This is a genomic window from Lacinutrix iliipiscaria (assembly GCF_042686125.1).
Taxonomy (GTDB): Bacteria; Bacteroidota; Bacteroidia; order Flavobacteriales; family Flavobacteriaceae; genus Oceanihabitans; species Oceanihabitans iliipiscarium.
Map to the genome: position 1 here is coordinate 685650 of NZ_JBHUOV010000001.1, position 13932 is coordinate 699581.

General features: G+C 32.5%; 12 protein-coding genes. 10 read left to right on the plus strand and 2 right to left on the minus strand.

All coding sequences use genetic code 11. The annotated features are described in order from the left end of the window. Nucleotides 1-190: 190 nt before the first annotated feature. Nucleotides 191-1744: an L-piperidine-6-carboxylate dehydrogenase gene (amaB, locus tag ACFS5M_RS03040; RefSeq protein ID WP_183485573.1), complete on the plus strand. Its 1554-nt coding sequence runs from the start codon at nt 191-193 to the stop codon at nt 1742-1744. Between the two features lie 489 nt (nt 1745-2233). Here amaB and ACFS5M_RS03045 read toward each other — a convergent pair whose 3' ends face one another. Continuing rightward, the gene (locus ACFS5M_RS03045) at nt 2234-3367 is read right to left on the minus strand and encodes an ATP-binding protein (RefSeq protein WP_183485576.1); all 1134 of its coding nucleotides are present in this window, start codon (nt 3365-3367) and stop codon (nt 2234-2236) included. A gap of 21 nt (nt 3368-3388) precedes the next feature. After that, the gene (locus ACFS5M_RS03050) at nt 3389-4141 is read right to left on the minus strand and encodes an SDR family NAD(P)-dependent oxidoreductase (protein WP_183485579.1); all 753 of its coding nucleotides are present in this window, start codon (nt 4139-4141) and stop codon (nt 3389-3391) included. A 157-nt stretch (nt 4142-4298) separates the two neighbouring features. On the opposite strand from ACFS5M_RS03050, the gene ACFS5M_RS03055 reads away from it, so the two are divergent. The 9 genes from ACFS5M_RS03055 (at nt 4299) to ACFS5M_RS03095 (ending at nt 13890) form a co-directional block, all read left to right on the plus strand. Next, nucleotides 4299-5303: an AAA family ATPase gene (locus ACFS5M_RS03055; RefSeq protein WP_183485582.1), complete on the plus strand. Its 1005-nt coding sequence runs from the start codon at nt 4299-4301 to the stop codon at nt 5301-5303. Nucleotides 5304-5345: 42 nt separating this feature from the next. Further along, nucleotides 5346-6212 carry a DUF58 domain-containing protein gene (locus ACFS5M_RS03060; protein WP_183485585.1) on the plus strand — a complete coding sequence of 289 codons (867 nt, stop codon included), beginning with the start codon at nt 5346-5348 and terminating at the stop codon, nt 6210-6212. 11 nt (nt 6213-6223) lie between these two features. Next, nucleotides 6224-7903 (plus strand): hypothetical protein, encoded by a 1680-nt coding sequence (locus tag ACFS5M_RS03065; protein WP_379897827.1) that lies wholly within the window; start codon nt 6224-6226, stop codon nt 7901-7903. 14 nt (nt 7904-7917) lie between these two features. Next, nucleotides 7918-8922, plus strand: a complete 1005-nt coding sequence (locus ACFS5M_RS03070; RefSeq protein ID WP_183485588.1) for a vWA domain-containing protein — start codon at nt 7918-7920, stop codon at nt 8920-8922. Nucleotides 8923-9037: 115 nt separating this feature from the next. Then, nucleotides 9038-10078, plus strand: a complete 1041-nt coding sequence (locus ACFS5M_RS03075) for a VWA domain-containing protein (protein WP_183485591.1) — start codon at nt 9038-9040, stop codon at nt 10076-10078. Between the two features lie 58 nt (nt 10079-10136). Next, nucleotides 10137-10973: an aerotolerance regulator BatC gene (locus ACFS5M_RS03080; RefSeq protein WP_183485594.1), complete on the plus strand. Its 837-nt coding sequence runs from the start codon at nt 10137-10139 to the stop codon at nt 10971-10973. Between the two features lie 26 nt (nt 10974-10999). Further along, complete coding sequence (locus ACFS5M_RS03085; protein ID WP_183485596.1) at nt 11000-12775, plus strand: BatD family protein; 1776 nt, start codon at nt 11000-11002, stop codon at nt 12773-12775. Nucleotide 12776: 1 nt separating this feature from the next. Further along, entirely contained in the window at nt 12777-13535 is a 759-nt protein-coding gene (locus ACFS5M_RS03090; protein WP_183485599.1) for a tetratricopeptide repeat protein, read from the plus strand. 61 nt (nt 13536-13596) lie between these two features. Next, nucleotides 13597-13890 carry a hypothetical protein gene (locus tag ACFS5M_RS03095; RefSeq protein WP_183485602.1) on the plus strand — a complete coding sequence of 98 codons (294 nt, stop codon included), beginning with the start codon at nt 13597-13599 and terminating at the stop codon, nt 13888-13890. Nucleotides 13891-13932 lie beyond the last annotated feature (42 nt).

Below are 13932 nucleotides of genomic sequence, written 5' to 3' on the forward strand. Positions count from 1 at the left end.
TAATATAATTACTTCTTTTAGAAACGGTTTAGATGTTTTGAGGCTGTTAAAATCATCATAAAGTTTAGACTTATTATAAAAATCAATATGTTTTTAAAGGTAATATTTTAAGATTTATTTCTGAATAACACCAGACAATAAATTAGTATATTTGCATCACATTTTAATAAATCATAAAACACAATCATATATGGAAGCAATCGCTACCGATTTCGGAATTGAAAAAGCTCTAAAACAACTTGGAGTTAAAGATATAAATGAAGGAACTTCTACAGGTTCAAATAGTTTTTCAAATGGAGACATTATAGAATCATTTTCGCCTGTTGATGGACAACTTATAGGAAAAGTAAAAGCGACTACAAGAGATGATTATGAAAAAGTGATGATCACAGCAACTAAAGCTTTTAAAACGTGGAGAGATGTTCCTGCGCCTCAACGTGGAGAAATTGTGCGTCAGTTTGGAAACAAATTAAGAGACTTAAAAGAACCTTTAGGTAAGTTAGTGTCTTATGAAATGGGTAAATCTTTACAAGAAGGTTATGGCGAAGTTCAGGAAATGATTGACATCTGTGATTTTGCAGTTGGATTATCAAGACAATTAAACGGACAAACGATTCCATCTGAACGTCCAGGACATGTGATGAGAGAACAATGGCATCCTATAGGTGTTGTTGGAATTATCTCTGCATTCAATTTCCCTGTTGCAGTTTGGTCTTGGAACACAGCTTTAGCTTGGATTTGTGGTGATGTATGTGTCTGGAAAGCTTCAGAAAAAGCACCTTTATGTTCTATTGCTTGCCAGAATATAATTGCAGACATCTTAAAAGAAAACAATTTACCAGAAGGGATTTCTTGTATTATTAATGGCGACTATAAAGTAGGTGAAATGATGACAACAGATACAAGAATTCCACTTGTGTCTGCTACAGGATCTACAAGAATGGGACGAATCGTTGGTAAAACGGTTGCCGAACGTTTCGGGAAATCGTTATTAGAGTTAGGTGGAAACAATGCCATTATTATTACACCTTCAGCCGATTTAAAAGTCGTGGTTCCTGGTGCTGTTTTTGGTGCTGTTGGAACTTGTGGACAGCGTTGTACATCGACAAGACGATTAATTATTCACGAATCTGTTTACGATAAAGTACGTGATGCTATTGTAGGTGCTTATGGTCAGTTAACTATTGGAAACCCGTTAGACGAAAAAAATCATATTGGACCATTAATCGATCATGATGCTGTAAATACCTATTTAGCTGCAATTGAAAAAGCGAAAGCTGAAGGCGGAAATGTATTAGTTGAAGGTGGCGTTTTAGAAGGTGAAGGTTACGAGTCTGGGTGTTATGTTAAACCAGCAATTATTGAAGCTGAGAATCATTTTGAAATTGTACAACACGAAACGTTTGCTCCAATTTTATATTTAATGAAGTATTCTGGAGAGGTAGAAAATGCCATTGAAAAACAAAATGGAGTTGCTCAAGGTTTATCTTCTGCTATTATGACCAATGAAATGAAAGAAGCCGAAAAATTCTTATCATATGCTGGATCTGATTGTGGAATTGCTAATGTCAACATTGGAACATCTGGTGCTGAAATTGGTGGTGCTTTTGGAGGTGAAAAAGAAACTGGTGGTGGACGTGAGTCTGGATCTGATTCATGGAAAGTGTATATGAGGAGACAAACAAACACAGTCAATTATTCTGACGAACTGCCTTTAGCGCAAGGGATTAAGTTTGATTTGTAATATATAGCAATGAAAATTAAAGATGTCTTAATATTAGTACTTATAGATGTTGTATTCACAAATATTTTCGCTTATTTGGATTATGATGGCGAAGGTTTCAACTATATAATAGAAATGTGGCATTTATTGCTGATTAGCATTTTAGTATTTATTATACTACCAATAATTTTATTGTTGATTTTTAAAAAATCCAAATATCGTCTTTTAATTTCGTGTTTAGGATTTTCTCCGTTAGTAGCTCTTATAATCTATTTGTTATAGATATCAGAAATATTAAGCAAAAAGCCGTTTTCATTGAAAACGGCTTTTTTTTGAATAAAAAAGAAAAACCTTGCCTCAGACCTAATTCATTCAGGGTTAAGCAAGGTTTAATATCTTACGATTAATAGCTCCACAAATATATAATAAACAAAGCATGCTTAACTATAGAAATATATGGTTAGCTTGAAATTTTATATAGTTGGTTGTGTTTTTTGTATAGTTGGTCATTTAGCTATATTTAACTTTCCTTAATATGCGTAAAGATTCTTTATATAAGATATACGCATCAGCACTATACTTTTTAATAAATGGCTTCACTTCGACTAATTTATCAATAGCCTCATGAAATGAATTTAAATAGCAGATTAAATAGGTTTCAGGCATATTCATTAAATCAATTTCTTCATTTTTATTAAGCTTTAATCCTTTTTTTAGTTTTTCTAAAATAGCATTGTTGGCATTATAAATATGATGCAAAACTTTTTTATCGAATTGTGGCGGTTCAAAAAGAAGCTTAGTCTCAATCGTATAATTGGCATTGTTAGAAAATTGAATCAAGGTTTCCTCTAAAGGATAATACTTAGATGTGTTTTGAAGACCAAGATTAACGTATTCAATAATTTTAAAGCCATCATTGTCAAAACTTATAGCGACTTCATCTAAAGTTGAAAAAAATAAACGCACTTGTTCATTCACCATTTCAATATCTACTCTAGAGTAGAAAATAGTATCGTCAACTATTTTTTTTTGACCAGACCAACACAACACAAAATACTCTTTAAAAACTTTATACTGCGGATTGTAATCTTTACGCTTATTTAAAAACTCAAAAACAGCATCAAGTGTATGTTGAATATTATTTTGCGCATGATTCTCAATAGCCTCAACAATTTTTGAATTAACATCTTTAACTTCAATATCAAAAACCTTAGGCATGCTCATGCTTCCATCTCTGAAAAATACAGAGCCACCATAGTACTTCCATATATTTTTCCGCAAAGAAGTGAGACTGTCTATAGGTCTAATAGTCACTAAACCTACAACCTTATTGTCAGGTAAATGAGGAAAAGGAATGTTTTCATATTGTACTATTGGAGGGTTGGTTAAATAGGCATTGATGAGGTTTTGGATTTTGCTATCATCAAAAAAATCGACTCCAATAATGTTATTATCTTCATCTTCAACACCAATAACAATGTAGGAGTTGTTTTTGGGGTTACTGTTAGAGAGTGCACAAACATGTTTTAAAAATTTAGCTTTACCTTCCTTCTGACTAATATCTATTTTTCGTTTTTTGTCATAAAAACTATTTTCATCGTTATGAGCAAGAAGGTTTTTAATAAGTAAACGTTTGTTAATCATGATGTCTTTCTAGCGAAGAAATTATAATTCTTTTTTTACAATAGTCGAACTTGCTTGAGCAGTACAAAACACCAATAAGTCTGCAATGTTTACATGTGCAGGACGAGTAATAGCAAAGTAAATAATGTCTGCAATATCTTCAGGTTGAAGCGCTTTATATCCTTTATATACATGATCTGCAATAGCATCACCTTTAAAACGTACTTGAGAAAATTCTGTTTCAACTAATCCAGGATTAATTGCACCAACTTTAATACCAAAAGGGTTAAGATCTATTCGCATACCTTCGGTTATTGCTAGAACGGCATGTTTACTAGCACAGTAAACACCACCTTTTGGATAGACTTCTTTTCCTGCTGACGACCCAATATTTATAATCTGACCAGATTGTCTCTGAGTCATTTGAGGAATTATCGCTTTACTAACATACAATAACCCTTTTACATTAATGTCCATCATAGCATCCCAATCTTCTATATCTCCAGTTTGAATTGGGTCTAATCCGTGTGCATTACCTGCATTGTTAATTAAGATGTCGATCTGTTTAAAGTTTTCAGGAAGTGACGCAATCGCATCAAAAACGGTTTGCTTATTCCGAACATCAAAATTTAAAGTAAATACATCTGTTTGTTTGCTTAAGGCTTGTTCGATAGTATCTAACCGTTCTTGTCTTCTTCCACAAAGGATAAGTTTAATACCATGTTTCGCAAATTCATGCGCTGTAGCACGACCTATTCCGCTTGTTGCTCCAGTAATTAAGGCTGTTTTTGTCATAAAAAAATTTGAAGTTTAAAAATACTAAACTAAAAACGCATAAAGTCTTTTAAATAGGGCAATTTTTAACCAATTATTAACAGGGATGAACGAAAAATTTTAACAATTTGCACTTCCAAATTAAGAATGATAAATTCTAGAGATTAAAAATTAAAATATGATGGAAGATACAGGGACTATTGATATTAAGTCTATTAATGAAAAAATTGAAAAAGAAAGTGCTTTTGTAGATTTATTGACTTTAGAAATGAATAAAGTCATTGTAGGGCAAAAACACATGGTTGAACGTTTACTAATAGGATTATTGGGTCAAGGCCATATTTTATTAGAAGGTGTGCCTGGTCTAGCAAAAACATTAGCTATTAATACACTATCTCAAGCTGTAGATGGCAGCTTTAGTAGAATACAATTTACTCCTGACTTATTACCTGCTGATGTTACAGGAACGTTAATTTACAACATGAAGCAAAACGATTTCACCATAAAAAAAGGACCTATTTTTGCCAATTTTGTGCTTGCTGATGAAATTAACAGAGCGCCTGCAAAAGTACAGTCAGCTTTACTTGAAGCCATGCAAGAGAAACAAGTGACTATTGGTGATGAAACGTTTGTTTTAGACAAACCGTTTTTAGTTATGGCAACTCAAAATCCAGTAGAGCAAGAAGGAACTTACCCTTTACCTGAAGCACAAGTAGACCGTTTTATGTTGAAAACCGTTATTGACTATCCTAAAATGGATGAAGAACAAATGATTGTTCGAGCAAACCTAAAAGGTGCTTTTGAAAAAGTAAATCCAGTCGTTTCTATAGCAACAATTCTTAAAGCTCAAGAAGCAGTTCGTGAAGTATATATGGATGAAAAAATTGAGAAATACATTCTCGATATTGTCTTTGCAACACGTTATCCTGAAAAATATAAACTAGCTAATTTAAAACCTTTAATTTCTTTTGGAGCATCACCTCGTGGTAGTATAAATCTAGCCACAGCGGCTAAATGTTACGCCTTTATTAAGCGTCGAGGCTATGTGATTCCTGAAGATGTTCGAGCAGTAGTTCATGATGTTTTACGTCATAGAATTGGGATTACTTACGAAGCTGAAGCCGAAAATGTAACTTCAGAAGATATCATCAACAAAATTGTAAACGAGATTGAAGTACCATAGTAGTTTCTTATTTATGACCTACCTTATAATGCTGAATGAATAATGGACACTAAAGAATTACTAAAAAAAGTACGCAAGATTGAGATTAAGACACGACGTTTGTCTGATCATATCTTTGGAGGCGAATACCATTCGACCTTTAAAGGGCGTGGTATGACCTTTTCTGAAGTGCGCCAATATCAATATGGAGATGATGTTCGAAATATTGATTGGAATGTGACTGCGCGTTATAACGAACCTTATATAAAAGTATTTGAGGAGGAACGTGAGCTCATCATGATGCTCATGGTTGATATTTCTGGTTCCGAATTATTTGGAACCGAAGACCAATTCAAAAATGAAATTGTGACTGAAATCGCAGCAACTTTAGCGTTTTCAGCAACTCAGAATAATGATAAAATTGGACTGATTTTATTTTCAGATGAAGTCGAACTTTATATTCCACCAAAAAAAGGACGCTCACATGTTCTTCGCATTATTAGAGAACTTATAGAATTTGAACCTAAAAGTAAACAGACAAATGTTGCTGAAGCATTGAAATTTTTATCTAATGTGATGAAGAAAAAGGCGATTGTTTTTATTTTATCTGATTTTATTGCAGACAACTATAAACAAAACCTCAAAATCGCTTCAGGAAAACATGATGTTACTGGAATTCGTGTGTATGATAAACATGAACAAGAGATGCCTAACATAGGAATGGTGCAAATGCAAGATGAGGAAACTGAAGAGTTAATGCTCGTCAATACACAGTCTAAAACGGTACGTCGAAACTACGGCAGATTCTATCATGATAAAGTGGAGTACTTTAAAGATAGCTTTGCAAAATCGGGTTCAGGAACTATAGATTGTCGTGTTGATGAAAGTTATGTGAAAAAATTATTAGGTTATTTTAAACGTAGAGGATAACAGTATTTAAAGTGAAGAAAATAGAGTTTATAAATAGAGATGTAAAAACGGCCAAGGCTTCAGTATTTCTGACGTTAGCTTGCCTTTTTTTGCCTTTTATCTTATCAGCACAAGTAACATCTTCAATTGATTCTACGTCTATAAAAATTGGAGAACAAATCACGTTTAAAATTCAGGTTGAGACTGACACAACAAATGTTGTGGTTTTTCCTGAAGGGCAAACGTTTCTTCCTTTAGAAGTTATTGAATCATATAAAGTAGACACAACCAAAAACAATGATAAGTATAACCTTATTAAGAAATATGGTCTTACTCAATTTGATTCTGGAGCATATACCATTCCGCGTCAAAAAATTGTTATTGACTCTAAAGTGTTTTACACAGACTCACTTCAGGTAGAAGTTAAAAATGTGATTGTCGATACAACTAAGCAAGGGTTGTATGACATTAAGCCTTTTATTACAGTTGAAAAAAGTCCGAGCCAATGGTGGAAGTATGTTTTACTAACATTACTTATTTTATCATTAATAGGGTTTCTTTTATATTGGTTTATTTGGCGAACAAAACCACTTTCTAAAGAAGAAAAAATTGCTCAGCTTCCGCCTTATGATCGTGCAAAATTAGCACTTCAGGAATTAGACGAAAGCAACTATTTAGAAAATAAAGAGTTAAAAGGTTATTATTCTGAGTTAACGTTCATTATTAGAAAATATTTAGATGAAAAAGTGTATGATCATGCGCTTGAAAGCACAACAGACGAGTTAATAGATAGGCTAAATCTACTTAAAGATGGTAGTCAAATAGATTTAAGCAAAGACGATATTAAAAACATTGAAACAATTCTTAAACGTGCCGATTTAGTCAAATTCGCAAAATCTGCGCCAGATATAGAACTTGCAAAATTAGATAGAAATACTATTGATTTAGAAATTGATCAGGTTAAAGATGCTCTTCCCGAACCAACCGAAGAGGAGAAGCTATTAAACGAACAGTATCAAGAAGAATTAGAACGCAAAAAGAAAAAGAAAAAAACAATTATTACTGTTGCAGTGGTTCTAGGGCTTTTAATTGCAACCTTTGTAGGCTTCGGTTTGAAATACGGTTTCACTTATGTTAAAGACACCATTATAGGTCATGAGAGTAAAGAATTATTAGAAGGACATTGGGTGACAAGTGATTATGGTTTTCCACCAATAACAATATCAACACCAAAAGTTTTAAAACGCGACAACCCTCCAATTCCTGAAGAGGTAAAAGCGCAAATGGAAATGACCAACTTTAGTTATGGAAGTATATTAGACTTCTTTAGCGTGAGTGTTTCTACCGCAAAATTAAAGAATCATGAAGCTCAAGAAGAAATAGATCTTAATCAAGCAGCCGAAAGTGCTATCAAGCAAATGGAAGCGCAAGGGATAGAAAATATTTTGGTGAAACACGATAAGTTTGTAACCCCAAACACTGCCGAAGGGCTTAAAACGTATGGCTCTGCAAATTTCCCTGTTTTGAATGCAGATGCCTTTTATGAAGGCGAATACGTGTTATTACATTTTACAACTCAAAATGTAATACAGCAAATTACAATAACATGGAGAAAAGAGGATACTTATGCTCAAGATATTGTTGAGCGAATAATAGATTCAGTTGAACTCACAAAAGAAGCATCGCCTGAGAAAAATCAAGACGATAATTAAAATGAAGATTGTACATGTTTGAAGGTATTGAATTTTTAAATAAAGAATTATTCTGGTTGTTTTTATTACTGCCTCTAGTTGTGCTATGGCACATTTTTAAGCACAACAAACAAACCGCAGAGTTGAAAATTTCTAGTTTAAAAGGCTTTAAAGTAACATCATCTTGGTTACCAAAACTAAGACATTTACTTTTTGTATTACGTTTATTTGCATTAGCTGCATTAATAACAGCAATAGCAAGACCTAGAACTGTAGATGTTTCAACTAAAACTAAAACCACGCGAGGCATAGATATTGTTATGGCTATTGATGTGTCTGCAAGTATGCTAGCTAAAGATTTACGACCTAATAGACTTGAAGCTTTAAAATCGGTTGCAGCCGAATTCATTGAAGGTAGGCCAAATGACAGAATCGGACTTGTAGAATATGCAGGAGAAAGCTATACAAAAACACCAATTACAAGTGATAAATCTATTGTATTACGCTCTTTAAATGACATTAAGTACAATAACATAATCGAAGGAGGGACAGCTATTGGAATGGGTTTAGCAACTTCTGTAAACCGTTTAAAAGATAGTAAAGCGAAGAGTAAGGTTATTATATTATTAACAGATGGTGTCAATAATTCAGGGTTTATTGACCCAAAAATAGCCAGTGAACTAGCTGTTGAATATGGTATAAAAACATACACCATTGGATTAGGAACCAATGGAATGGCTTTATCACCAATTTCAATCTTACCGAGTGGAAATTTTCAGTATGGACGTGTGCAAGTCGAAATTGATGAAGAACTGCTAAAGGAAATAGCCGAAACTACTGGTGGAAAATACTTTAGAGCAACAAATACTCAGAAGTTAGCCGAAATTTATGATGAAATTAATAAGCTTGAAAAAACAGAAATAGAAGAATTTAAGTTTTATAATTACGAAGAAAAATATCGTCCTCTAGTGCTATTAGCAGGATTGCTATTAGTCTTAGAGCTCTTATTACGCTTCACTATTTTTAGAAGTTTTGTGTAGAAAGTATAAGTAATTAAGATTAAAGAAGAGAAGAAGAAAAATAAAGTAAACAAAAGTATATTATGTATTCGTGGTGAACAAATAGACAGATCTACGAAAAGCAAATAAACAATTAATGTATCAGTTAGAAGAAAAAATATGGTTTTGGGTTTTAACGATTATTCCAGCAATAATCCTACTCTTTTTGATGCTTCAACTTTGGAAACATCAAACGCAAAAAAAGTTTGCCAATACAGCTATTTTAAAAAAATTAAGCCCAAATCAGTCCTTTTTTAAAAGCTTATTAAAGCTTGTGGTTTTGTGTTTAGTCTTTGCTTGCTTGGCAATTGCATTGGTAAATCCTAAAATAGGAACTAAGTTAGAAACGGTTAAGCGGGAAGGTGTTGATATTGTTTTTGCAGTCGATGTTTCTAAAAGTATGCTAGCTGAAGATATTGCACCTAATCGTTTAGATAAATCAAAACAATTAGTCACTCAAATCATTAATAACTTAGCAAGTGATCGCGTTGGAATTATTGCTTATGCGGCAAAAGCATTTCCGCAATTACCAATCACAACAGATTATGCAGCAGCTAAAATGTTTTTGCAAAATATGAATACCGATATGCTGTCTTCTCAAGGAACAGCAATTGGCGAAGCTATTCAATTAGCTGAAACATTTTTTGATAATGAAGAGCAAACGAATCGCGTGCTTATTATTATCTCTGATGGGGAAGACCATTTTGGCGAATCTGCAATTCGTGCAGCCGAAAAAGCCAAAGAACAAGGTATTAGAATTTTCACAATTGGTGTTGGCGACATTAAAGGTGGTCCAATTCCTATAAAGCGAAATGGAATTATTTTAAATTATAAAAAGGATAGACAGGGTGAAACCGTTATTACAAGACTAAATGAAGAAAGCTTAAAAAATGTAGCTAATGAAGCCAATGGTGTTTATATAAATGGAAAAAATACAAATGAAGTTGTTGAAACCATTAGAGATATTTTAAACAAAATGGATAAAACAGAGTTTGAAGCTAAAGAATTTGCCGATTTTAAAGATCAGTTTCAGTGGTTTCTTGCATTTGCTATTATACTCTTATTTATTGATATATTCTTGTTAGAACGTAAAACAGCATGGTTAAAAAAGCTCAATTTATTTAACGAAAACCTTTAACTAATTTTATAAAACCTTTAACGATATTAAAACCAGTAGTTTTTTAATTTAGTATAAAATGAAACACATTGTAATTATAATATTAGCATTTTTCAGTATATCTTCTTTTGCACAAGATAAAGAAGAGCAAGAATTATTAGCTTTAAAAAAAGCCAATGATTTAGTTTATAAAGCTAATGAGTTAGTTGATAATGACGATTATGTTTCAGCTGAAATGGAATATCGAAAAGCCATTTCTGAACAGCCAAATCTTGCTGTCGGAACTTATAATTTAGGCAATTCCTATTATAAAAAAGGTAATTTTGATGAGGCCTTATACCGTCATCAGCAAACCATTAAAAACGCAGCATCAAAAGATGAAAAACATCGAGCGTTTCATAATATTGGAAACATATTAATGCAAAACAAAAAATGCAAAGAAGCAACCGAAGCGTTTAAAAATGCATTACGAAATAATCCTACAGACAATGAAACGCGCTATAATTACGCTTTAGCTAAAGAGTGTGCAGAGCAGCAAGAGCAGCAAGAACAAGACAAAGAAGACGAAAACAAAGATCAGAACGAAGAGAAGAACGAAGAGGAAAAAGAAAAGGAGCAAGATAAAGAGCAGCAAGACGAAAACAAGGAAAACAAACCTGAAGACGAAGGCGAGAAAGATGAAAAAGAAGGAGAAGACAAAGAAGATGAAAACGGCAAGCCTAAAGATGAAAAAGAAGATAAAGGTAAAGGAGAGGAAGAACAAAAAGAAAAGCCCCAACCACAGCCAGGACAATTGTCTCCTCAACAAATTAAAAACCTCTTAGAAGCCATGAACGATCAAGAGCAAAAAGTTCAAGACAAGGTTAATGAGCAAAAACAAAAAGGCGCGAAAGTACAAACCGAAAAAGATTGGTAAAAAAACAAACCAATTTTTGATAATATATGAAGCAATTTAAATACATAATAACACTATTTATACTACTTTTTACAAGCATCACTTTTGCTCAAGTGAAATTTGAAGCTAAGGTAAGTAAGAAGAGATTAGGTATTAATGAGCGTTTACGAATTGATTTTGAAATGAATGAAGATGGAGACAACTTTAATCCTCCAAGCTTTCAGAATTTTACAGTAATTGGTGGTCCAAATCAAGCTGTTAGTCATTCTTGGGTCAATGGAAAAAAATCATTTAACAAAACATATAGCTACTTTCTAGCTCCGAAAAAGAAAGGGAAATTCACTATAAATCAAGCAACTATTGAAATTAATGGAGAAATTTATAAATCTACTCCAGTAACTGTTGAAATTACAAGTGCTGTAGATAAACCCAGAAACCCTAACGATCCAGATGTTGTAGTTGCAGATAATATTCATTTGGTTGCTGAGGTTTCTAAGACAAACCCTTATTTAAATGAGGCTATAACTGTTGTTTATAAATTATACGTATCTCCCAATACAGGAGTAAGTAATTGGCGTGAAATAGACAGTCCTAGATACAATGATTTTTGGTCTCAGAGTATTGACCTTAAAGGTTTAAAAATTTTAAATGGCACATACAAAGGCGAAGATTATCGCTATGTTGTTTTAAGAAAAACAGTGCTTTATCCTCAAAAAACAGGAAAATTAGAAATAGAGCCATTAAGTTTAGATATTACTGTTGAAGTGCCTACGAATAGACGAAATATTTTTGGAGAGCGTTTAATGACCCAAGCGCATAAAACCATTTCTGCTGGAAGCAGAACAATTAATGTAAAAGCTTTACCAGAAAACGGAAAGCCTGCAAATTTTACTGGTGCAGTTGGGGATTTTAGTTTTAAGGTTACAACGTCTAAAAACAAATTAAATGCTTCAGAATCTTTACAAGCTAACGTTACCGTTTCAGGTAATGGAAATTTAAAACTATTTGAACTACCTAAATTAAGCGTTCCTAGTTCATTAGAGGTATACGAACCAGAAAACACAGATAATATAAATACAGGACTTAGTGGAATGCAAGGTAAGCGAAGTGAGAGCTATACTATTGTTCCTCAGTTTAAGGGTAAATATCCAATACCAAGTATTTCCTTTTCTTACTTCGATTTAAAAACCGAATCATATAAAACGATTGCATCTAATGAAATGGTTGTTGATGTCCTAGAAGGACCAACAAATAATACCACGTCAAACGATAACTTAAATACCAACGGAAGTGGTAAACAAAAAGTTATTTTAAACAATGATCAATTTGCTTTTATTAAAACCAAGCCTAATTTATTGGCTATGGAAAAGAATAATTTCTTTAAAACCTACGGATTTTGGTCTGCGTTATTAGCACCACTTTTAGCCATTCCACTTGCTATTGTATTCAGAAATAAACGGGAAGAACGAATGGCAGATGTAGTAGGAAATAAAATAAGAAAAGCAGATCGCTTAGCGAAAAAATATTTAGGTGAGGCTAAACGTGCTTTAGGACAAAAAGAAGCCTTTTATGTGGCTTTAGAAAAAGCATTACATAATTACTTAAAGGCTAAATTACAAATTGAAACAAGTGAGTTTAGTAAAGATAAAATCTCAGATATTTTAAAAGAAAAACAAGTTAGCCAAAATATTATTACAGAGTTTATTAGCATTTTGATGCACTGCGAATTGGCACGCTATACACCAATTACACAAGTTGAAATGCAACAAGATTATGAAAAATCATCTCGAACCATTTCTGAAATAGATAAACAAATTCGTTAGTATGAAGTCTGTTTTTTACATATTAATAGCATTAGCAACAACAATTTCAGTAGCACAAAACGATGCTCTTTTTGAGCAAGGTAATGCACTTTACAATGAAGGGAAATTTTCAGAAGCAATATCTAAATATGAACGTATTTTAGACACCAAAAAACATTCTGCAGAGTTGTATTTTAATCTTGGTAATGCGCACTATAAGCTTAATAATATTGCGCCAAGTATTTACTATTTTGAAAAAGCATTACTACTAGCACCAAATGACAAAGAGATATTACATAATATAGCCTTTGCAAGAAATATGACTGTAGATGATATAGATCGCATTCCAGAAGTCGGTTTCTCAAAGCTGTTTAAAAACCTTACTAATAAGTTGAGTTTTGATACTTGGGCTTATATTTCTGTTTTTGCAATGTCCTTTTTTGTGCTGTTATATTTAATGTATTACTTCAGTTATTCAACTGCCAAAAAAAGACTAGCGTTTATTGGTAGTTTAAGTTTCCTAGTAGTGACTTGTATGGCTTTATTTTTTGCTTTTAATAAATTCAATATAGATAAGGATGACCAACCCGCTATTGTGTTTTCTCAAGAAGCATTGGTTAAAAGCGAACCTAATTTAAGAAGTGAAGAATCTTTTAGACTACACGAAGGCACAAAAGTTCAAATTTTAGATACAGTTAAAAACTGGAAAAAAATAAAACTTACAGATGGGACTACAGGTTGGATTTCTTCTGAACATATTAAAGTGCTAAAAGAGATTTAATATTTAATTAACACCATAAAATTTTAATATATTATATTTGTAATTAATTTTTTAAAAAAGAATGCAAAAAAAGGGAATATCTATATTTTTATCAGTAATTTTTTTACTGTTCATAGCGACACCAACCATTATTACAATAGTTGATGATACAGTAGATATTTCTATTATTTTCTCTACTTCAGAAGAAGAAAATCAGAATCATTTAAATGTTGAAACCTTATTTTTAAATAAGAAAATGAATGAATTAGGTTTAGTTTTCACTTCAACAGAAAATAATTTAGGGTATTTCTTTAAAAACTACCCTAAACCTCATTTAAATCTTATTTCCCCACCTCCCGAACAACACATATTATAAATCGGTTTTTTTAGGCTAATTATTTAGCCAAGAGTTAATTTT

What these genes read in the sequence shown, in the direction of transcription:
- amaB (WP_183485573.1), top strand. Translation starts at nt 191, where the DNA reads ATGGAAGCAATCGCTACCGATTTCGGAATTGAAAAAGCTCTAAAACAA.
- ACFS5M_RS03045 (WP_183485576.1), bottom strand. Translation starts at nt 3,367, where the DNA reads ATGATTAACAAACGTTTACTTATTAAAAACCTTCTTGCTCATAACGAT.
- ACFS5M_RS03050 (WP_183485579.1), bottom strand. Translation starts at nt 4,141, where the DNA reads ATGACAAAAACAGCCTTAATTACTGGAGCAACAAGCGGAATAGGTCGT.
- ACFS5M_RS03055 (WP_183485582.1), top strand. Translation starts at nt 4,299, where the DNA reads ATGATGGAAGATACAGGGACTATTGATATTAAGTCTATTAATGAAAAA.
- ACFS5M_RS03060 (WP_183485585.1), top strand. Translation starts at nt 5,346, where the DNA reads ATGGACACTAAAGAATTACTAAAAAAAGTACGCAAGATTGAGATTAAG.
- ACFS5M_RS03070 (WP_183485588.1), top strand. Translation starts at nt 7,918, where the DNA reads ATGTTTGAAGGTATTGAATTTTTAAATAAAGAATTATTCTGGTTGTTT.
- ACFS5M_RS03075 (WP_183485591.1), top strand. Translation starts at nt 9,038, where the DNA reads ATGTATCAGTTAGAAGAAAAAATATGGTTTTGGGTTTTAACGATTATT.
- ACFS5M_RS03080 (WP_183485594.1), top strand. Translation starts at nt 10,137, where the DNA reads ATGAAACACATTGTAATTATAATATTAGCATTTTTCAGTATATCTTCT.
- ACFS5M_RS03085 (WP_183485596.1), top strand. Translation starts at nt 11,000, where the DNA reads ATGAAGCAATTTAAATACATAATAACACTATTTATACTACTTTTTACA.
- ACFS5M_RS03090 (WP_183485599.1), top strand. Translation starts at nt 12,777, where the DNA reads ATGAAGTCTGTTTTTTACATATTAATAGCATTAGCAACAACAATTTCA.
- ACFS5M_RS03095 (WP_183485602.1), top strand. Translation starts at nt 13,597, where the DNA reads ATGCAAAAAAAGGGAATATCTATATTTTTATCAGTAATTTTTTTACTG.